We start from the raw sequence: 20082 nt of genomic DNA on the forward strand, positions 1-20082 counted from the left end.
GAATATAAGCAAAAAACGGCCGGTTGCTGTCGCAGGAATAAACAGAGAGGGAAGAAAGGCCGTATAACCGCGTTATTTTCAGGGGCTAATTGTCGCGTAATTAGACGTTATTTCGTTATCACACAATAATTGCGGTTAAATTGCAAATACCTAGCGGTAACCAATAATAAATGGCCGCCGTTGCGGGCGGCCATCGTTCAGGGGGCGGTTACTTGATACCCATCGCATCGCGCATGGTGAAGAACAGATCGGTCTGATCGGTCAGGCCCACTACGTTGGCGGCGTGCGGGCCGTAGGCCGCGACGCGCAGCTGGGTGCCGGTGTGCCCCTGCGATTCCTCTTCCGAGTTGCCGTAGCTGAGGGTCATCGGCGCGGCGTCCTTGGTGGTCAGCTTTTGGGTCAGGCCCGGCGCTTTGGCGTCGGCGGAGACGATCTGGCTGGCGTGCGCGTGGTCGGCGGTAACGATCACCAGCGTGTTGCCGTCGGCGCGGGCGAAGGCCAGCGCTTTTTGTACCGCTTCGTCCAGATCGACGGTTTCGCCAATCTGCCCGCACGGGTTGGCGGCGTGATCCTGCTTATCGATCGACGCGCCCTCGACCTGCAGGAAGAAGCCGTTTGGGTTGTCTTTCAGCAGCGCGATCGCTTTTTCGGTCATCGCCGCCAGCGTTGGCGTGGCGGCGGTGCGCGCCGGGTTGTTTTCGCAGGTCACTGCCGGTTTGTCGAGGTTGCCATGGTAGCTTGCTTTCGGCCCCAGCCAACGCACCGGCATATTGCCGTCGGCGAACAGCCCCAGCAGCGGTTTTTGCTGGTTGGCGAGGGTAACGGCCTGCAGTTCGTCGGCGTTGCTCACCCACTGATAACCCTGCGCCGCCGCCTGGTCCTTCAGCGATTTTCCTTGCCATTCGCCGCTTTTTGCCAGCTGGTTGAACGATTTCGCGCCGCCGCCCAGCGTGACGTCGGCGCGGGTTTTCAGCAGTTGTTCGGTGATGGAGCCGCGGCCGCCGTTTTCCAGCGCGTTAGCGGCGCATTTCTCGCTGGTTTCCTCCGGGCCATAGCACTTGCGTGAGATGACGTGGGAGACCAGCGCTGCCGGCGTGGCGTCTTGCAACTCGGCGGTGGAGACGTTGCCGGTGGCCTTGCCGGCCGCCTTGGCGATCTCCAGTAGCGTCGGTTGGTCCTTGCCGTTCACGTCCACGCCGAGCGCGCCGTTATAGGTTTTCACCCCGGTGGCCCAGGCGGTGGCGGAGGCGGCGGAGTCGGTCACGTAGTCCGGCTTATGGGTTTTCCTGTCCAGCGAGTAATGGGTGTATTGTCCGGTCAGCGGCAGGGCGTCGATGCCCTTGAAGTAACCGCCTGCGCCTTCGGCGTAGTTGCGCGCGGCGGTGATCTCGGAATCCCCCATGCCGTCGCCGATCAGCAGGATCACGTTTTTCGCCGTTTTGTCCGACAGCGACGCCTTCAGCGCGGCGGTCTGATCGCCGGCCAGACGGCGGGCGCCGCCCGGTTCGACGAGGTTGCCGCGCGCGGCGCGATCGGTCAGGCCATCGGCATTGGCCGAGGTTTCCGCCGCGATGGCGGAGGAACAGAGCAGGGCGGACAGTACGGCGCCGGCGATCAGGGATACAGCAGGTTGCATGGGGTAAGCTCCTTGTCGTAATACAACAATGTAAATAACATCAAATTGTTACGAAAGGAGAGTAGAGCAGAGGGATGACAATTTTATGACAGCGGAAGGCGGGACGGCCCGGCGGCCATCCCGTTTGACGATCAGGCCGCGCGCGCCGGGATAGCGAGCCCACGCTGCACCGCCGGGCGCGCCAGACCGCGCTCCAGCCACTGCGCGACGCGAGGGAAACTGTCGAACTCCACCAGTTCGCGCGCCTCATAGAAGCCGATCAGGTTGCGCACCCAACCCAGCAGCGAGATATCGGCGATGGTGTACTCCGCGCCCATGATCCAGTCGCGGCCTTCAAGGCGTGTTTCCAGCACGCCGAGCAGGCGTTTCGATTCGTTTTTGTAGCGCTCCAGCGGCCGCTTGTCTTCATATTCGCGCCCGGCGAATTTATGGAAGAAACCGAGCTGGCCGAACATCGGGCCGACGGCGGCCATCTGGAAGAACACCCATTGAATGGTTTCGTAACGCTGCGCCGGGTCCTGCGGCAGGAAACGGCTGCTCTTTTCCGCCAGGTAGAGCAGAATGGCGCCGGATTCGAACAGCGGCAGCGGCCGGCCGCCGGGGCCGTCGGGATCGATGATCGCCGGGATCTTGCCGTTCGGGTTCAGCGCCAGGAATTCCGGCGTCCAGGTTTCGTTGTTGCCGATGTCGATCAGGTGCGCTTCATAAGGCAGGCCGATCTCCTCCAGCATGATGGAGACTTTGACGCCGTTCGGCGTCGGCAGAGAGTAGAGCTGCAGCCGTTCCGGATGCTGAGCCGGCCAGCGTTTGACGATCGGGAATTGGGTGGAATCGAGCATGGAAACTCCTCGGGTTGGCGGGGTCGCTTAAGCGTACCCCTAGAGTATTGCAGTAAAACTACCCTGTCGCCGGGTTACACCGTGAGGTCAAAATGTGCGGCCAGCGCTTTTTTACCGGCAGGGGTCAGCTGCAGCTCGCGGCTGTCGAGCCGGCGAAGGATCCAGCCGCGTTGGATAAAGGCGGCTAACAGCGCGGCGCCCAGCGCGCCGCCGAGGTGAGAGCGGCGTTCGCTCCAGTCCAGGCAGCCGCAGGCGAAGCGGCGGCGGGTGGGAGCGGGGGAGCAATCGACGCCCAGCCGCGCCAGCGCGGCCTGCCCGGCGTCGCTTAACCGGTAGTCTGCTTCGCCGGTCAGCCAGTTCAGCGCATGCAGCCGATCGTGCAGCTTCACCGCCACCTCGCCCGCCATATGGTCGTAACAGGTGCGAGCATATTGCAGCGAGGTGGGCGTGCGGCTTTTCACCGACGGGCGCGGCACGCCCGCCAGCGCCATCATGCCTTCCAGCGCTGCGGCCACCGGTTGCCCCGCCAGCCGGAAATAGCGATAGCGCCCCTGTTTGACGCAGGCAATCAACTGCTGTTCCAGCAGTTTCGCCAGATGCGCGCTGGCGGTGGACGGGGCGACCTCGACCGCCGCGCTGAGCTCGGTGGCGGTGTAGGCGCGCCCATCCATCAACAGGCACAGCATGCGCGCCCGGGTGCGGTCGGCGATGGCGGCGCTCAGCGCCGCTAAACGATCTTCTATCTCGATGTTATGCATACTTCGAGGTTAGGCGAAGTATGGCTGTGCGTCCATTGCTAGCCTGTGGTCATCGCACTTTGCTGCTGTGCGGCCGTATTCGCTGGATATTGATGAGCGGGCGTTGAAACCGGTGCAGTGGCGCCATTCTTACCCTGCGCGCGTATCGGAATTTTACCGTTGAGAGGAGAAGATAATGATCGCCGTGATTTTTGAACTGCAGGCCGCCGATGGGCAGCGCGATGCCTATCTGGGGCTGGCTGCGGAGCTGAAGCCGCTGCTGGCGCAGATCGACGGATTCATTTCCATCGAGCGCTTTCAAAGCCTGGCCGATCCTGCGCGCCTGCTGTCGCTCTCTTTTTGGCGCGACGAAGCGGCGGTGCAACAGTGGCGCAATCTCGAACAGCACCGGGCGGCGCAGGCGCGCGGCCGTGGCGAGGTGTTGGCGCAGTATCGGCTGCGGGTGGCGGAAGTGGTGCGGGACTACGGGCTGGAGAGCCGCGACCAGGCGCCACAGGATAGCCGTTGTTATCACGCACAGAGCAAGCCTGCGTCGGAGACGAATTGACAACGCTGCACGGTTGTCATATTCATTAGCCATGAAAAAATCCCACCGCCCATTCGCGCAAATTATTATCACCCTTCTCCAGAGGGTGGGATAGCGCGTGTGTCGCCAATAAAAACCCGCCGGCAGGCGGGTTTTTTTATCCCCTTCCGGCAACGACCGGAGAACGTCATGAAAACCTACCCTGCAGTTTTACACCTGATGTGCGGCAAGGCCGGCGCAGGCAAATCGACGTTGGCGCAGCGTTTGGCCCAGCAGCCGCAAACGCTGTTGCTGAGCGAAGATGCGTGGCTGGCGACGCTGTATGAACAGGAGATGGTCAGTCTGCAAGACTACGCGCGCTGTTCCGACCGGCTGCGACGAGTGCTGGGCGGGCACCTCGTTCAGCTGCTGCGCGGCGGTTGGTCCGTGGCGCTCGATTTCCCGATGAATACGCCGGACAGGCGGCGCTGGGCCAAAGCCTTGGCGGAGGAGGCCGGCGTCGTGCACTGCCTGCACTTTCTCGACGTCAGCCATGCGCAGTGCCTGAACCGGATAACGCTGAGAAATGCGCGCGGCGAGCACCCGTTTACACTGAGTGAGGCGGAGTTTGAGCATCTGGCGCAGTATTTTGTTCCCCCGGCGGAAGAGGAAGGGATGACCGTCTTGCGTTATGGCGAACGGGACTGAAAACCGGCGCCATGACGGCGCCGGCAACAGGGTTAGGCTTCGGCGTTAAACGCGTTGTGGAAGGTGACCTCCGCGCACGGCAGCGCGCCCTGGAAGGCGACGGCGCGGAAGTAGTCTTGCGGCACGCCCGGCAGGGTCAGCGCGCACTGCGCCTGGAAGCCGAAGCGGCCGTAATAGTTCGGATCGCCCAGCACCACGCAGCCTGCGGCGCCGCGTTCCTGCAGCTCGGCCAGCAACTGGCGGATCAGCCGGCTGCCGATCCCCTGGCTCTGACAGGCCGGCAGCACCGACACCGGCGCCAGCCCGTACCACCCGGCGGCGCCGTTGCTGAGTGCGACCGGCGAGACGGACGCGTGCCCGATCGGTGTGCCATTTTGCTCGGCGAGCAGCGACAGGGTGAGGGCTCCCGCCGCGCGCAGCGCATTAACGATAAACTGCTCGGTGTGGCTGCTGTGTTCGGCATGCAGGAACGCGGCGGCGGTCAGGGTGGCGATGGCGCCGACGTCGGCCGGCGTTTCGTGGCGTAAAGTAATGTCCATGGTTGTATCCTGATTAAATAAGGCTGAACCGACCGGGCTGCCTGCCCGGCCGGTATCGATGATTAGCGGTTATCCAGCTGCGCACGCACGGCCTTGAGCCCGGCGAAGGTGACGCGATAAGGGCGCCCCTGGCGAGAGAGGATCAGGCGTTTGGTTTTGAGCTTGGTGAAGACGGCCAGCGAGCAGTCGGCCAGGCCGAGCCCTTCGCGGGTGTAGCATTCGACGTGGGTGACGCGACCGGCGTCGTTGCGGGTGAAGGCGATATAGCCGCCTTTGGCCAACACGTGCAGCACGCGTTGTTCCGCTTTGGAAATGTTCATGTTGGGAGATCCTGTAATAACCCCAGATACGCGCATCCCCGCGCAAACGCGCGTCGGATACGTCAGAGTCCCTCGCCATACGGCAAGGAAGCGACTATCGGGTGGTTACAATCTCCAACATACAGGCCTCGGGCAGTGAAAAACGCCAGGGTGGCGTTTCAGCGCAGATAATGTAGCCAATGGCCGGTTGGCTGTCAATTTGCCGGCGACGCAGGCCGCCGGCGAAAGGCCAATTAGAAAGGCTTGGTCGGCAGGTATTTGCCGTCCAGGGTGATCACCGCGCGTTCGCCGCCTTCCGGATCGGCGACCTTTTTGATATCCAGCTTGAAGTTGATGGCGCTGATGATGCCGTCGCCGAACTGCTCGTGCACCAGCGCTTTCAGCGTGGAACCGTAAACCTGCAGCATTTCATAGAAGCGATAAATGGTCGGATCGGTCGGCACGCCGCCGGGAATGCTGCCGCGCAGCGGGATGGTTTGCAGCAGCAGCACCGCCTCTTCGTCCAGCCCCAGCTTGGTCGCTACCGTGCGCGCCGCCGGTTCCGGCAGCGCATGCTGCCCGAGCAGCGCGGCGGTGACGAACGCCAGGCTGAGACCGGTGCCCTCGGCCAGCGCTTCGAACGTCAGGTTATGGCGAATTTTGGCGGCCATGATGGTGTCGGTGAGCGCTTCGCGCGGGGCGGCGTTATGCAGAGAGTGTGTCATGTTAGCTCCTTATTGTCGGCTTAAAAACGGGCGATCGCCGGGGTGGCGGTCACCTCGGGATGGGTGGCGAGTGGTACGAAGCGGCGGGTTTCGCCGTCCAGCGCCTCGATAGCGCCGCTGGCGATGTCATAGACCCAGCCGTGCAGCGCCAGGCGGCCCTGATCCAGTGCCAGCGCGACGGAAGGGTGCGTTTTGATGTTGTTGAGTTGGGCGATGACGTTCTCGCGCACCATCGACGCGACCCGGGCTTCGTCAGAGGCGTGCGGATAAGCCTGATTGACCGCCTTGGCGGAATCGGCGTAACGCAGCCAGCCGGCGACCGTCGGCAGGTGATCCAGACACTGGCAGGTGGCGATGGCGGTCATCGCGCCGCAGTCGGAATGGCCACAGATCACGATATCTTCCACGCCCAGCACAGCGACGGCGTACTCGACCGAGGCGGTCACCCCGCCGGGTTCGGGGCCGAAAGACGGCACGATGTTACCGGCGTTGCGGATAACGAACAGATCGCCCGGCTCGCGCTGGGTGACCAGCTCCGGCACCAGGCGGCTGTCGGAACACGAGATAAACAGGGTGCGCGGGTTTTGGCGGGTCGCCAGCCGCTGAAACAGCGCCGTGCGTTCAACAAAGGCTTCGCGCTGAAACTTCAGGAAGCCTTCAATCACCTCTTTCATTGTCTTTCTCCCTGGGGGTAAGCGATGACGGCATGATGAACGCTTCTGGCTATAGGGTCTAAGACCCATTTATAATGCTGGCTATAGGTTTTACTAATAGCTGGGGCGCTATGCTGCTGCGACATATCCGATATTTTCTGGCCGTTGCCGAACAGGGCAATTTCACCCGCGCCGCCGAAGCGCTGCACGTCTCGCAACCGACGCTCTCCCAACAGATCAAACAGTTGGAGGATGCGCTGGGAGCGCCGCTGTTCGATCGCAGCGGCAGAAGGGTGCAGCTGACCGACGCCGGTGAGGCCTGGATGCGCTATGCTCGCCTGGCGCTGCAGGATCTGGACGCCGGCGCGCGGGCGATCCATGACGTGGCGACGCTGGCGCGCGGCCATTTGCGGCTGGCGATGACCCCGACGTTCACCGCCTATCTGGTGGGGCCGACGATCGATGCGTTCTATCGCCGCTACCCGGGGATTACGCTGAGCATTGAGGAGATGGCGCAAGAACGAATCGAGGCGCTGCTGGCGCAGGATCGGCTGGATCTGGGGATTGCCTTTGAGATGGCGCAGTCGGTGGAGGTGGAAGCCTCGGTGTTGTTCAGCGAGACGCTGGAGCTGATGGTCGGCGCCGATCATCCCCTGGCGGCGCGGCGTCGGCCGCTGACGCTGGCGGAGTGGCGACATCTGCCGCTGGCCTTGCTGAGCGGCGACTTCGCCACGCGTCAGTTTATCGATCGCTACTGCACGCAGTTGGGGTTTCGGCCGCAGGTGGCGGTAGAGGCCAATGCGCTGGGCGCCATCGTCGAGATCGTGCGGCGCGGGCAGCTCGCCACGCTGTTGCCGGCCGCGATTGCGCGCGAGAACCGGCAGTTGAAAAAGGTGGCGCTGGCCAACGCCATGCCGGCCCGTCAGGCGGTATTGCTGCAGCGCCAAGGCGCTTACCGCAGCGCCGCCGCGCAGGCGTTTATCGCCGTCTTGCAGCAACAGGGCGTTACGCCAACGCACTCCAGCGCTGCGTCATCCCCAGCAGATGCACCAGCCCGAAGCCGAGGCAAATCAGCGAGCTGACGACGATGAAGCGTTGGCTGCGGCCGGTATCGCGCAGGGCGAAAGGGCCGGCGACACCGCGCAGCAGGTAGATAAAGGTGATAATAAACAGCGCGGGCCGCAGCAGCGGCAGCGGCGCGATCAGGCCCGCGCCGGACAGCGCGTACAGCGCCCAAATAAACAGCACCAGCGCGATGCCGGCGGTGACTACGGCCGGGAACTTTTTACCCGCTTCCGCCGCCTTAATGAAGCGATCGCCGGCGCCGCATAGCCGATAGCCGCGCGGCCCGGCGGCGATCACCCAAATATGCAGCAGGGCGGCGATGGCGCTCAGCGCGGCGCCGATCAGCAGCGCGGTGTTATAGAGGTGTGGCATGGTTCAGCATCCTTGTCCTAAATCAGTCTGGTATCAAGCGTAGACCAGAATGGGTAAGTCAGGCCGGGGGGAGCTCAACGGCCGACATTTGCAGCGCGTCTTCAGGCACTACGTGCGCCTGCGCATCGATAAATGCCAGCTGCACCGGCAGCCCGCTGCGTTTATCCACCAGTTGAACGTGGGGGCTGTCATGCAGAATATGCCGGTGGCCCCATGCCATCAGCGCAACCAGGATAGGCCCCAGGCTGCGCCCCTTGTCCGTCAAGACATATTCATGTCGTTCGCGCTCGCCCGGCTCCCGGTAAGCGCGTTTGGCCAACAGTTCTTGTTCTACCATGGCATTCAGACGGTTGCTCAACGCCTGGCGTGAAGCGCCGATATTCTCGCGCAGCTCTTCAAAACGGCGGACGCCGTAGAATGACTCGCGCAGGATCAGTAACGTCCAGCGATCGCCAAGCAGATCCGCGGCCTGCGCCAGCCCGCACAGGGCAAGAGAAACGGTAGGGAGATCGGGAGATTTTGACATGGGCATTTTCCTTCGCTAATCTAAGTCTTGTTTTTAGACTTATCTATATTCAAGGAGAGTATAATGCCATTTGTTAATGTGCAAACGGTGAAAGGCATGCTGGATGAACGGCAAAAAAGCGAATTGCTGTCCCGCATTACCGAACTGTTGGTGGAGATAGAAGGGCGAGGCGATCCGGCGTTCAGGCAGTCGGTTTGGGTCCGAATCGATGAACATGCGCCCGAACAATGGAGCCTGGGCGGCGTGCAGCCGACGGCGGCGATGATTGCCGCGAAGTTCCCGCCGCGTTAATTCAGCTATGCCGCCTGCGAAAAGGATCGGATGCCGCAGGCGCCGCTCAAAATGTCACCGAAACTTCCCGCGATCTCTGCACCCCGTTGTGGCATAATGCGCGCCAAATCACATTCCCTATGTATAAAGAGCGAGCGCTGTGTTAAGCACTAACAACATCACCATGCAGTTCGGCAGTAAGCCGTTGTTTGAAAACATCTCTGTCAAATTCGGCGGCGGCAACCGTTACGGCCTGATCGGCGCCAACGGCTGCGGCAAGTCCACCTTTATGAAAATCCTCGGCGGCGATCTGGCACCGAGCGGCGGCAACGTGTTCCTCGATCCGAACGAGCGCCTGGGTAAACTGCGTCAGGATCAGTTCGCCTTTGAGCAGTACAGCGTGCTGGATACCGTGATCATGGGCCACACCGAACTGTGGGCGGTGAAGGAAGAGCGCGACCGCATCTACGCATTGGCGGAGATGAGCGAAGAAGACGGCTATAAAGTGGCCGATCTGGAAGTGGCCTACGGCGAAATGGACGGCTACAGCGCCGAAGCGCGCGCCGGCGAACTGTTGCTCGGCGTGGGTATTCCGGTTGAGCAGCATTATGGCCCGATGAGCGAAATCGCGCCGGGCTGGAAGCTGCGCGTGTTGCTGGCGCAGGCGCTGTTCTCCGATCCGGAAATCCTGCTGCTCGACGAACCGACCAACAACCTGGACATCGACACCATTCGCTGGCTGGAAAACGTGCTCAACGAGCGCAACAGCACCATGATCATCATCTCGCACGACCGTCACTTCCTGAACATGGTCTGCACCCACATGGCGGATCTGGACTACGGCGAACTGCGCGTTTACCCGGGCAACTACGACGAATACATGACCGCCGCCACCCAGGCGCGCGAGCGTCTGCTGGCGGACAACGCCAAGAAGAAGGCGCAGATCAATGAGCTGCAATCGTTCGTCAGCCGCTTCAGCGCCAACGCCTCCAAATCCAAGCAGGCCACCTCGCGCGCTCGCCAGATCGACAAGATCCAGCTGGAAGAGGTGAAAGCCTCCAGCCGCCAGAACCCGTTCATCCGCTTCGAGCAGGACAAGAAGCTGTTCCGTAATGCGCTGGAAGTGGAAGCGCTCACCAAGGGCTTCGATGAAGGCCCGTTGTTCAGCAAGCTGAACCTGATGGTGGAAGTGGGCGAGAAGGTCGCGGTGCTGGGCGCCAACGGCATCGGTAAAACCACCCTGCTGAAAACGCTGGTGGGCGATGCGCAGCCGGACAGCGGCACCGTCAAGTGGTCGGAAAACGCCCGTATCGGTTACTACGCGCAGGATCACGAATACGAGTTCGACGACACCCTGACCGTGTTCGACTGGATGAGCCAGTGGAAGCAGGAAAAAGACGACGAGCAGGCGGTGCGCAGCGTGCTGGGCCGTCTGCTGTTCAGCCAGGACGACATCAAGAAGAAAGTGAAGGTGTTGTCCGGTGGTGAGAAGGGTCGCATGCTGTTCGGCAAGCTGATGATGCAGCGCCCAAATATTCTGGTGATGGACGAACCGACCAACCACCTGGATATGGAATCCATTGAATCGCTGAACATGGCGCTGGAGATGTACGAAGGCACGCTGATCTTCGTCTCCCACGACCGTGAGTTCGTCAGCTCGCTGGCGACGCGTATTCTGGAAATCACCCCGAACAAGGTGATCGACTTTACCGGCAACTACGAAGACTATCTGCGCAGCCAGGGCATCGTATAACCCTCGCGGCAACGCATCAGGGCGGGAATTACCCCGCCCTTTTTTTATCCGTCATTCTCCGCCGCACACCTCGCAGTGCGGATCCTTCGGCAGTTTCATCTCGCGGAACTGCATGCTCATCGCATCGAACATCAACAGCTTGCCGCGCAGCGGTTGACCGTACTCGGCCAACAGCTTGATGGCTTCCATCGCCTGCAGGGTGCCGATAGTGCCGACCAGCGGCGCCATCACGCCCGCTTCGACGCAGGTGAGGGCGCTGTCGCCGAACAGCCGGCTCAGGCAGCGGTAGCAGGGCTCGCCCGGCTGATAGGTGAACACGCTGAGCTGGCCTTCCATGCGGATCGCCGCGCCGGAAACCAGCGGCTTGCGCTGCGCGTGGCACAGGCGGTTCAGCGCGTCGCGCGCCGCCACGTTATCGGTGCAGTCCAGCACCAGATCGCAGGCGGCGATCTCTGCCGCAACCGCATCGTCTTCCAGACGACCGTCGATGGCGTCGATGCGGATATGCGGATTGATGGCGCTCAGTTCCTGCCTGGCGGAGGCGACTTTGCTCTGGCCGATGCGATCGTCGCGGTGCAGGATCTGGCGCTGCAGATTGGAGAGCGAGACGGTGTCGAAATCCACCAGCACCAGATGGCCGACCCCGGCCGCCGCCAGATAAGGCGCGGCGGCGCAGCCCAGCCCGCCCAGCCCGGCGATCAGCACGCGGGCGGCCTTCAGCTTCTCCTGGCCGTCGAAGTCAAAGCCGCGCAGCACGATCTGGCGGTTGTAGCGCAGCGCTTCGGCGTCGGTCAATTCCGGCAACATGTTCAGCTCCTCAGCAGGGCGTTGAACGGCTCGATCTCCACCGTTTCACCCGCCGCCACCGAACCGCGTTCGCGCTCCAGCACGATGAAACAGTTGCCTTGGCTGTAGGAGCTGAAGACGTGCGAGCCCTGGTGGCCGGTAGTGCTCACCTCCAGTTCGCCCGCGGCGTTGCTGCTGAACACGCCGCGCTGAAAATCGAGGCGGCCCGGCGATTTCTTCAGCGGCGTCAGCGCCCGCGCGCGCAGGCGCGGCGGCAGGCGCCAGTCGCTGTGGCCGGCCAGCTTCGCCAGCAGCGGTTGCACCAGTTGGTAGAAGGTCAGGGCGGCGGAAACCGGGTTGCCCGGCAGGCCGCAGAACCAGGCGTGGCCCAGTTTGCCGAAGGCGAACGGTTTGCCGGGTTTGATAGCCAGCTTCCAGAAGCTGACCTGGCCCAGCTCGTCGAGCATCTGTTTGGTGTAGTCGGCTTCGCCGACCGAGACGCCGCCGCTGCTGATCACCACATCGGCCTGGCTGTCCGCTTGTTCGAAGGCGGCGCGCAGCGCATCGCGATCGTCGCGGATAATGCCGAGATCGAGCACGTCGCAGCCCAGCTGCTCCAGCATCAGGCGCACCGCGAAGCGGTTGGTATCATAGATCTGGCCCGCCTGCAGCGGCTGGCCGACCGGCTGCAGTTCGTCGCCGGTGGAGAACACCGCCACCTTCAGCTTACGCATCACCCGCACTTCGGCGACCCCGAGCGAGGCCAGCAGCGGCAGCTGCGCGGCGCCCAGCTTCACGCCGGCCGGCAACACGCTGGCGCCCTGGCGAATGTCTTCACCCGCCAGACGGATATTCTGGCCGGCTTCTGCCGGCGCGGTAAAACGCACGCCCTGGTCGCTCACTTCGGCCTGTTCCTGCATGACCACGGCGTCCGCCCCGGCCGGGATCGGCGCGCCGGTCATGATGCGCACGCAGCTGTTGGCCGGCCATTGGCCGTCGAACGGCGCGCCGGCGAAGGCTTTCCCGGCGACCGGCAGCGGCGCATTGGCCGCCAGATCGGCGAGGCGCACCGCATAGCCGTCCATCGCCGAGTTGGCGAACGGCGGCACGTCGAGCGGTGAGACCACCGGCGCGGCGGTGATGCGGCCGGCGGCGGCGGTCAGCGCGACGGATTCGGTCTGTTGCAGCGGGGCGATCTGCCCGAGCATTTTTTCCAGCGCTTGCTCCAGGGAGATGAGATCGGAAGTATGGCAATGATCCATAAGGGGAACTCCGTAATCAGGGTGCGCATTGATAGCGACAAAGTGCAGGTATTATGGCAGAGAACGCCGGGGGGGAGAACGGGTTATGCCCGCCATCTTTCGCACTGCGGCGCTGGGGCGATCGGGTATAAACTGCGTAAAACAGAGGAGAATCATGATGCATAAACAGGTTATCGAGTTCTGGTTCGACGAGATCGAACCGGTGATGTGGTTTAAAAAGGACGATGATTTCGATCGTCTGCTGCACAGCCGTTTCGGCGAAATCTGGCGGGCGGCGGCGGCGGGGGAGCTGGCGCACTGGCGCGACACCATCGAAGGGCGGCTGGCGGAGGTGATCGTGCTCGATCAGTTCAGCCGCAACCTGTTCCGCGGCACGCCGCAGTCGTTCGCCTGCGACGGCATGGCGTTGATTCTGGCGCAGGAGGCGATCCGCAGCGGCGAGTGCGAACGGCTGAGCCGCGAGCAGCGCGGCTTCCTTTATCTGCCGTTCATGCATTCGGAATCGCCGCTGATTCACCAACAGGCGCTGGTGTTGTATACCGAGCTCAATAACGGCGATCAGCTGGAATTCGAACTGCGTCATAAGGCGATCATCGATCGTTTCGGCCGTTACCCGCATCGCAATGCGATATTGGGGCGCATCAGCACGCCGGAAGAAGAGGCCTTTTTACAGCAACCCGGTTCCGGTTTTTAATCGCGGAGTATCTTCGCCCGGCCGGGAAAAAAACGGCAGGCCGGGCGTCGAAATAATGATTATTCAGCGTGAACGTTTATTTCATGACCCCATGCCGCTATTTCCTCTCGCGAAATTACCAATAATCCCAGCCGCACTCTCAGCGGTTTGCTGCTTTTTATAACCTGCTGTTTTTATTCCAATAAGCTATTTCAAGGTGCGAAACGGTCTAAGCGGACTACGCTAAAAGTGGGGCGTGGACGTTATGCTGTACTTCCACAGTCGGGCTAAATAGCATCGAAAAAAGACTGAATAATAATGATACCGCGCTCAGCTTATTCGCTGTGCTACGGCGGGATTAACACAGGGTGTCAGGCAAATGAGCAAACCAGTGATTGCCATTCATGGCGGCGCGGGCGCAATTACCCGGGCGGCGCTGAGTGCGGAAAAGGAACGGCAGTATATTCAGGCGCTGTCCGAGATCGTGGCCGCCGGTCAGGCGATATTGGCACAGAGCGGCAGCGCGCTGGACGCGGTGACCGAAGCGGTGCGGCTGCTCGAAGAGTGCCCGCTGTTCAACGCCGGTAAAGGCTCGGTGTTTACCCATCAGGGCACCCACGAGCTGGATGCCTGCGTGATGGACGGCCGCACCTGTGATGCCGGCGCCGTCGCTGGCGTCAGCCGCGTCCGCAACCCGGTGCTGGCGGCGCGCGCGGTGCTGGAAAACAGCGAACACGTGCTGTTTGCCGCCGAAGGCGCCGAGAAGTTTGCCGCCGCCCACGGCCTGGAAATGGTTACTCCCGACTTCTTCTTTACCCAAGAACGTTTTGATCAGTTGCACCGCGCCCAGGCGGAGCAGGGGCGGGTATTGCTCGATCACGACGGCGCGGCGCAGGCCGGCGATCCGCTCGATCCCGATCGCAAATTCGGCACCGTCGGTGCGGTGGCGCTGGATGCGCTGGGCAACCTCGCCGCCGCCACTTCCACCGGCGGCATGACCAACAAGCAGGCCGGGCGGGTGGGCGACACGCCGATCATCGGCGCCGGTTGCTATGCCAACAATGCCACCGTGGCGGTCTCCAGCACCGGCACCGGCGAAATCTTCATGCGCGGCGTGGCGGCCTATGACGTCTCCGCCCTGATCGAATACGGCGGGCTCAGCCTGCAAGAGGCCAGCGATCGGGTGGTGATGGAGAAGCTGCCGGCGCTGGGCGGCAGCGGCGGCATGATCGCCGTCGATCGCCACGGCAATATCGCGCTGCCGTTCAACAGCGAGGGGATGTACCGCGGTTTTGGCTATGTCGGCGATGCGCCGTCCGTCGGGATTTATCGCTAAGCGTTCACCGGGAGGGTGTATGACCGACGTTTCATTCCGGCCCGCCGGCGACGGGCTGTCATTGCCGCCGCAGCGGGTGCTGACGGTGCGCGATCTGAGCATCAGCTTTCCTCAAGCGGACGGCGCCGTAGACGCGGTGCGCAACCTGTCGTTCGATCTCGATCGCGGCGAGACGCTGGCGATCGTCGGCGAGTCCGGCTCCGGCAAATCGGTCACTTCGCTGGGGCTGATGCGGTTGGTGGAGCAGGGTGGCGGGCGTATCGTCAGCGGCGCCATGACGCTGCGCCGGCGCGACGGCGCGCTGCTCGATCTGGCGCACGCCTCGCAGCGCACGCTGCGTACGGTGCGCGGTGCTGATATGGCGATGATCTTCCAGGAGCCGATGACCTCGCTCAATCCGGTATTTCCGGTCGGCGAGCAGATCGCCGAATCGCTGCGTTTGCATCAGGGCATGGACCACCGCAGCGCGCGCCAGGAGGCGCTGCGCATGCTCGATCTGGTGCGTATTCCGGAGGCTAAAGAGGTGTTGGGGCGCTACCCGCATCAGCTTTCCGGCGGTATGCGCCAGCGGGTGATGATCGCCATGGCGCTCTCCTGCAAGCCGGCGTTGCTGATCGCCGATGAACCCACCACCGCCCTCGACGTCACCATTCAGGCGCAGATCCTGCAGCTGATCCGCGTGCTGCAACAGGAGATGCAGATGGGGGTGATCTTCATCACTCACGACATGGGCGTGGTGGCGGAGATCGCCGATCGGGTGCTGGTGATGCGCCGCGGTGAGCAGGTGGAACAAAATCGGGTGCGCGAGCTGTTCGCCGCGCCGCAACAGGCCTATACCCGAGCGCTGCTGGCGGCGGTGCCGAAGCTGGGGGCAATGGCCGATCGGCCGCTGCCGGCAAAGTTTCCGCTGCCGGATGGCGAGGGGGATGCCGCGCCGCAGGATACCGTGCCGCCAGACGCTGCGCCGATCCTGCGGGTGGAGCATCTGGTCACGCGTTTTGATCTGCGCGGCGGGCTGTTCAATCGGGTTACTCGCCGGGTGCACGCGGTGGAAAACGTCAGCTTCGATCTTTACCCCGGCGAGACGCTGGGGCTGGTGGGCGAGTCCGGCTGCGGCAAGTCCACCACCGGGCGTTCTTTGCTGAAGCTGGTGGACAGCCAGAGCGGCACCATCACCTTCGCCGGGCGGCGAATCGATCGGTTGAAGGGGCCGGCGCTGCAGCACCTGCGGCGCGATATTCAGTTCATCTTTCAAGATCCTTACGCCTCGCTCGATCCGCGCCTGACGGTTGGTTTCTCCATCATGGAGCCGCTGCTGGTGCACAACGTGATGCGCGGCCGTGAGGCGGAAAGGCGGGTGGCCTGGCTGCTGGAACGCGTCGGTCTGCAGCCGGAGCATGCGCGCCGCTACCCGCACGAATTTTCCGGCGGCCAGCGCCAGCGTATCTGCATCGCGCGCGCGCTGGCGCTGAACCCGAAAGTGGTGATCGCCGACGAGGCGGTCTCGGCGCTGGACGTGTCGATTCAGGCGCAGATCGTCAATCTGCTGCTCGATCTGCAGCGCGAGTTCGGCATCGCTTTTCTGTTTATTTCACACGACATGGCGGTGGTGGAGCGCATCAGCCACCGGGTAGCGGTGATGTACCTCGGGCAGATCGTCGAGATCGGCCCGCGGCAGGCGGTGTTCGACAACCCGCAGCACCCCTATACCCGCAAGCTGATGGCGGCGGTGCCGGTGGCCGATCCCGCTCACGCCCACAAACGGCAGCCGCTGCCGGCCGATGAGATCCCGAGCCCGGTGCGCGCGCTGGGCGATGAACCCGTTACCGCACCGCTGGTGCAGGTTGGCGCCGGGCACTTTGTCGCCCGCCACCCGATCGCCGGTGCTTTTTAAAGACCTCAGGAGAGACAAGCGACATGAAGCACACATTCAAACGCAATGCGCTGTTGGCCGCCGTACTGCTGGCGGCGGGAACCGGCCCGGTCTGGGCGGCGAAGGACGCGGTGATCGCCGTGGCCTCCAACTTCACCACCCTCGATCCTTACGACGCCAACGACACGCTGTCGCAGGCGGTGGCCAAGTCTTTCTATCAGGGGCTGTTCGGCTTCGACAAGGACATGAAGCTGGTAAACGTGCTGGCGGACAGCTATGAGGTCAGCAAAGACGGCTTGACCTATACCGTCAAACTGCGCCAGGGCATCAAATTCCACGACGGCACCGCGTTCAACGCCGAAGCGGTGAAGATCAACCTCGATCGCGCCAGCAACCCGGACAGCCACCTCAAGCGCTATAACCTGTTCAAGATGATCGACAAAACCGAGGCGGTGGACGCCAATACGGTGAAGATCGTGCTGAAGGCGCCGTTCTCGGCGTTCGTCAACAATCTGGCGCACCCGGCGGCGGCGATCATCTCCCCGGCGGCGCTGAAGCAATACGGCAAGGAGATCGGTTTCCATCCGGTCGGCACCGGGCCGTATCAGTTCGTGACCTGGAACCAGATCGATTTCGTCAAGGTGAAGAAGTTCGACGGCTACTGGCAGCCGGGGCTGCCGAAGCTCGACAGCATCACCTGGCGCCCGGTGGTGGATAACAACACCCGCGCGGCGATGCTGCAGACCGGCGAGGCGACCTTCGCCTTCCCGATCCCTTACGAGCAGGCCAAGGTGCTGGAGGGCAACGCCAAGCTGGACGTGGTGGCTGCCCCGTCGATCCTGCAGCGTTACATCAGCATGAACGTCACTCAAAAGCCGTTCGACAACCCGAAGGTGCGCCAGGCGCTGAACTACGCGATTAACAAGGACGCGCTGATCAAGGTGGCGTTCGCTGGTTATGCGGTGCCGGCGGAAGGGCCGGTGCCGCCGGCCATCGACTTCGCCGCCCGCTACAAGCCGTGGCCGTACGATCCGGCCAAGGCGCGTGAGCTGCTGAAAGAGGCCGGTTACCCGAACGGCTTCACCACCACGCTGTGGTCGTCCCACAACCACAGTACCGCGCAGAAAGTGCTGCAGTTCACCCAGCAGCAGCTGGCGCAGGTGGGGGTGAAAGTGACGGTGACGGCGATGGACGCCGGGCAGCGCGCGGCGCAGGTGGAGAGCATCGGGGTGAAAGACACCGGCGTGCGGCTGTTCTACACCGGCTGGTCGGCCTCGACCGGGGAAGCGGACTGGGCGCTGTCGCCGCTGTTCTCCACCCAGGCGGCGCCGCCGAAGCAGTTCAACACCGCGTTCTACAGCAACCCGCAGGTGGACAAGGATCTGACCGACGCGCTGGCGACCACCGATCGCGCCGAGAAGCAGAAATTGTATCAGGACGCGCAGGATCGCATCTGGGCCGACGCGCCCTGGATCTTCCTGGCGACCGAACGTTTGTTGTCGGCCAACAGCAAACAGCTGAGCGGTTTCTACGTGATGCCGGATACCTCGTTCAACTTTGATAACGCCGATCTGAAATAAGGCGCCCATCCCCGCCTGCGGCCCGACGGCGGCGGGCGGGGGAAGGAATGAGATGCTCAATTATTTTCTGAAACGACTGCTGGGCCTGATCCCGACGCTGCTGATCGTGGCGGTGCTGGTGTTCCTGTTCGTCCACCTGCTGCCGGGCGATCCGGCGCGGCTGGCGGCGGGGCCGGAGGCCGACGAGGCGGTGGTGCAGCTGGTGCGCAAGGATTTGGGGCTGGATAAGCCGCTGCCGCAGCAGTTCGCGCACTTTTTCGTCAACGCGCTGCGGGGCGACTTCGGCATCTCGATGGTGTCCAAGCGCCCGGTGAGCGAAGAGATCGCCTCGCGCTTTATGCCGACCTTCTGGCTGACCGTGGCCAGCATGCTGTGGGCGGTGGCGTTCGGTCTGGCGATCGGCGTGGTGTCGGCGGTGTGGCGTAACCGTTGGCCGGATCGCCTCGGCATGACGCTGGCGGTATCGGGGATCTCGTTCCCGGCTTTTGCGCTCGGCATGCTGCTGATGCAGGTGTTCTCGGTCGAGCTGGGGTGGCTGCCGACGGTGGGCGCCGACAGCTGGCGGCACTACATTCTGCCTTCGATCACTCTGGGGGCGGCGGTGGCGGCGGTGATGGCGCGTTTCACCCGCGCTTCGTTCGTCGAGGTGTTGCAGGAGGACTACATGCGCACCGCGCGCGCCAAGGGCGTACGGGAAAGCGTGGTGGTGATGAAACACGGCCTGCGCAACGCGATGATCCCGGTGGTGACCATGATGGGGCTGCAGTTCGGCTTCCTGCTCGGCGGTTCGATCGTGGTGGAGAAGGTGTTCAACTGGCCGGGGCTGGGGCGCTTGCTGGTGGACTCGGTGGAAATGCGCGATTACCCGGTGATCCAGGCCGAGGTGCTGCTGTTCTCGCTGGAGTTCATCCTGATCAACCTGCTGGTGGATATGCTGTACGCGGCGATCAACCCGGCGATTCGTTACCAATGAGGACGCGGCATGATTAAGCATTGGCGGCGCAGCGCCGCATTGAAGGCGATGCCGCTTATCGACCCCAACGCGGTACGCACGCCGTGGGGCGAATTTTGGCGGCGTTTTCGCCGTCAGCGGGCGGCGCTGGTCGCCGGCCTGTTGGTGCTGCTGCTGATTGCGGCGGCGCTGCTGGCGCCTTATCTGGCGCCGTTCGATGCGGAAAACTATTTCGATTACGACCGGCTGAATGAGGGGCCTTCGCTGGTGCACTGGCTGGGCGTAGATTCCCTCGGGCGCGATATTTTCAGCCGCATCCTGATGGGCGCGCGCATTTCGCTGGCGGCCGGGGTGTTCTCGGTGCTGGCGGGTGGGGCGATCGGCACCCTGCTGGGGCTGCTGGCCGGCTACTATGAGGGCTGGTGGGATCGCCTCACCATGCGCGTCTGCGACGTGCTGTTCGCGTTTCCCGGCATTTTGCTGGCGATCGGCGTGGTGGCGATCATGGGCAGCGGCATGGCCAACGTGATCGTCGCGGTGGCGATCTTCAGCATTCCGGCCTTCGCCCGCCTGGTGCGCGGCAATACGCTGGTGCTCAAGCACCTGACCTATATAGAGTCGGCGCGCAGCATCGGCGCCTCGGACTGGACCATCATCCTGCGGCACATCCTGCCGGGCACCCTGTCTTCGATCGTGGTCTATTTCACCCTGCGCATCGGCACCTCGATCATCACCGCCGCAAGCCTGTCGTTTTTGGGGCTGGGCGCCCAGCCGCCCGACGCCGGAGTGGGGGGCGATGCTCAACGAAGCGCGCGCCGATATGGTGATCGCGCCGCACGTGGCGATCTTCCCCAGCCTGGCGATATTCATCACCGTACTGGCGTTCAACCTGTTGGGCGACGGATTGCGCGACGCGCTCGATCCGAAACTGAAGGGGTGAGGGCATCGCTGAATTGGCATACCCCTGTTTTA

General features: G+C 63.0%; 21 protein-coding genes and 1 pseudogene. 11 read left to right on the forward strand and 11 right to left on the reverse strand.

The annotated features are described in order from the left end of the window. Window positions 1–208 precede the first annotated feature (208 nt). From phoA to ACORQT_RS07460, 3 genes are all read right to left on the reverse strand, one after another. Complete coding sequence (phoA, locus tag ACORQT_RS07450; RefSeq protein ID WP_042784014.1) at window positions 209–1636, reverse strand: alkaline phosphatase; 1428 nt, start codon at window positions 1634–1636, stop codon at window positions 209–211. Window positions 1637–1767: 131 nt separating this feature from the next. Continuing rightward, a complete protein-coding gene (locus tag ACORQT_RS07455; RefSeq protein ID WP_042784015.1) occupies window positions 1768–2475 on the reverse strand; it encodes a glutathione S-transferase N-terminal domain-containing protein in 708 nt (235 codons plus the stop codon). Between the two features lie 74 nt (window positions 2476–2549). Continuing rightward, window positions 2550–3233, reverse strand: a complete 684-nt coding sequence (locus tag ACORQT_RS07460) for an ArsR/SmtB family transcription factor (RefSeq protein ID WP_042784016.1) — start codon at window positions 3231–3233, stop codon at window positions 2550–2552. 175 nt (window positions 3234–3408) lie between these two features. On the opposite strand from ACORQT_RS07460, the gene ACORQT_RS07465 reads away from it, so the two are divergent. Further along, window positions 3409–3780, forward strand: a complete 372-nt coding sequence (locus ACORQT_RS07465; protein ID WP_072628042.1) for an antibiotic biosynthesis monooxygenase family protein — start codon at window positions 3409–3411, stop codon at window positions 3778–3780. Window positions 3781–3948: 168 nt separating this feature from the next. After that, window positions 3949–4446: an AAA family ATPase gene (locus ACORQT_RS07470; protein ID WP_042784019.1), complete on the forward strand. Its 498-nt coding sequence runs from the start codon at window positions 3949–3951 to the stop codon at window positions 4444–4446. A 32-nt stretch (window positions 4447–4478) separates the two neighbouring features. Here ACORQT_RS07470 and ACORQT_RS07475 read toward each other — a convergent pair whose 3' ends face one another. The 4 genes from ACORQT_RS07475 to ACORQT_RS07490 form a co-directional block, all read right to left on the reverse strand. Beyond that, window positions 4479–4985: a GNAT family N-acetyltransferase gene (locus tag ACORQT_RS07475; RefSeq protein WP_033650582.1), complete on the reverse strand. Its 507-nt coding sequence runs from the start codon at window positions 4983–4985 to the stop codon at window positions 4479–4481. 62 nt (window positions 4986–5047) lie between these two features. Next, entirely contained in the window at window positions 5048–5305 is a 258-nt protein-coding gene (locus ACORQT_RS07480) for a YjhX family toxin (protein ID WP_004939031.1), read from the reverse strand. Window positions 5306–5538: 233 nt separating this feature from the next. Next, a complete protein-coding gene (gene cynS / locus ACORQT_RS07485; RefSeq protein ID WP_042784021.1) occupies window positions 5539–6009 on the reverse strand; it encodes a cyanase in 471 nt (156 codons plus the stop codon). Window positions 6010–6029: 20 nt separating this feature from the next. After that, entirely contained in the window at window positions 6030–6683 is a 654-nt protein-coding gene (locus tag ACORQT_RS07490; RefSeq protein ID WP_042784023.1) for a carbonic anhydrase, read from the reverse strand. Window positions 6684–6793: 110 nt separating this feature from the next. Here ACORQT_RS07490 and cynR point away from each other — a divergent pair, with 110 nt between their 5' ends. Next, the gene (gene cynR / locus ACORQT_RS07495; RefSeq protein WP_033642427.1) at window positions 6794–7744 is read left to right on the forward strand and encodes a transcriptional regulator CynR; all 951 of its coding nucleotides are present in this window, start codon (window positions 6794–6796) and stop codon (window positions 7742–7744) included. On the opposite strand, the gene ACORQT_RS07500 is transcribed toward cynR, so the two are convergent. Both ACORQT_RS07500 and ACORQT_RS07505 read right to left on the reverse strand, forming a co-directional pair. Continuing rightward, complete coding sequence (locus ACORQT_RS07500; protein WP_019454439.1) at window positions 7668–8099, reverse strand: hypothetical protein; 432 nt, start codon at window positions 8097–8099, stop codon at window positions 7668–7670. The genes cynR and ACORQT_RS07500 overlap by 77 nt on opposite strands. Before the next feature lie 58 nt (window positions 8100–8157). Further along, entirely contained in the window at window positions 8158–8625 is a 468-nt protein-coding gene (locus ACORQT_RS07505; protein WP_033642428.1) for a winged helix-turn-helix transcriptional regulator, read from the reverse strand. A 63-nt stretch (window positions 8626–8688) separates the two neighbouring features. Between ACORQT_RS07505 and ACORQT_RS07510 the strand changes: the two genes are divergently transcribed. Together ACORQT_RS07510 and ACORQT_RS07515 are read left to right on the forward strand one after the other, a co-directional pair. After that, window positions 8689–8916 (forward strand): tautomerase family protein, encoded by a 228-nt coding sequence (locus ACORQT_RS07510; protein WP_033650586.1) that lies wholly within the window; start codon window positions 8689–8691, stop codon window positions 8914–8916. Window positions 8917–9055: 139 nt separating this feature from the next. Continuing rightward, a complete protein-coding gene (locus ACORQT_RS07515) occupies window positions 9056–10648 on the forward strand; it encodes an ABC-F family ATPase (RefSeq protein ID WP_033642430.1) in 1593 nt (530 codons plus the stop codon). A 51-nt stretch (window positions 10649–10699) separates the two neighbouring features. Here the strand turns inward: ACORQT_RS07515 and moeB are convergent, their stop codons facing one another. Then, a complete protein-coding gene (gene moeB, locus ACORQT_RS07520) occupies window positions 10700–11455 on the reverse strand; it encodes a molybdopterin-synthase adenylyltransferase MoeB (protein ID WP_117189155.1) in 756 nt (251 codons plus the stop codon). Window positions 11456–11457: 2 nt separating this feature from the next. Further along, window positions 11458–12696 carry a molybdopterin molybdotransferase MoeA gene (gene moeA, locus ACORQT_RS07525; RefSeq protein ID WP_444859348.1) on the reverse strand — a complete coding sequence of 413 codons (1239 nt, stop codon included), beginning with the start codon at window positions 12694–12696 and terminating at the stop codon, window positions 11458–11460. 157 nt (window positions 12697–12853) lie between these two features. On the opposite strand from moeA, the gene ACORQT_RS07530 reads away from it, so the two are divergent. From ACORQT_RS07530 to gsiD, 6 genes and pseudogenes are all read left to right on the forward strand, one after another. Next, window positions 12854–13390 carry a DUF924 family protein gene (locus ACORQT_RS07530; protein ID WP_033650589.1) on the forward strand — a complete coding sequence of 179 codons (537 nt, stop codon included), beginning with the start codon at window positions 12854–12856 and terminating at the stop codon, window positions 13388–13390. 358 nt (window positions 13391–13748) lie between these two features. Then, on the forward strand, window positions 13749–14705 hold the full coding sequence (locus tag ACORQT_RS07535; protein ID WP_444859349.1) for an isoaspartyl peptidase/L-asparaginase family protein: 957 nt from the start codon (window positions 13749–13751) through the stop codon (window positions 14703–14705). Window positions 14706–14724: 19 nt separating this feature from the next. After that, entirely contained in the window at window positions 14725–16599 is a 1875-nt protein-coding gene (locus tag ACORQT_RS07540) for a dipeptide ABC transporter ATP-binding protein (RefSeq protein WP_108680363.1), read from the forward strand. Window positions 16600–16622: 23 nt separating this feature from the next. Further along, complete coding sequence (gene gsiB / locus ACORQT_RS07545; RefSeq protein WP_444859350.1) at window positions 16623–18158, forward strand: glutathione ABC transporter substrate-binding protein GsiB; 1536 nt, start codon at window positions 16623–16625, stop codon at window positions 18156–18158. Between the two features lie 52 nt (window positions 18159–18210). Continuing rightward, complete coding sequence (gene gsiC / locus ACORQT_RS07550; RefSeq protein ID WP_025302141.1) at window positions 18211–19131, forward strand: glutathione ABC transporter permease GsiC; 921 nt, start codon at window positions 18211–18213, stop codon at window positions 19129–19131. A 9-nt stretch (window positions 19132–19140) separates the two neighbouring features. Beyond that, window positions 19141–20050: pseudogene (gsiD, locus tag ACORQT_RS07555) on the forward strand (glutathione ABC transporter permease GsiD). Window positions 20051–20082 lie beyond the last annotated feature (32 nt).

The organism is Serratia sp. (in: enterobacteria) (assembly GCF_052400455.1).
In the GTDB taxonomy this organism is placed as follows: Bacteria; Pseudomonadota; Gammaproteobacteria; order Enterobacterales; family Enterobacteriaceae; genus Serratia; species Serratia ureilytica.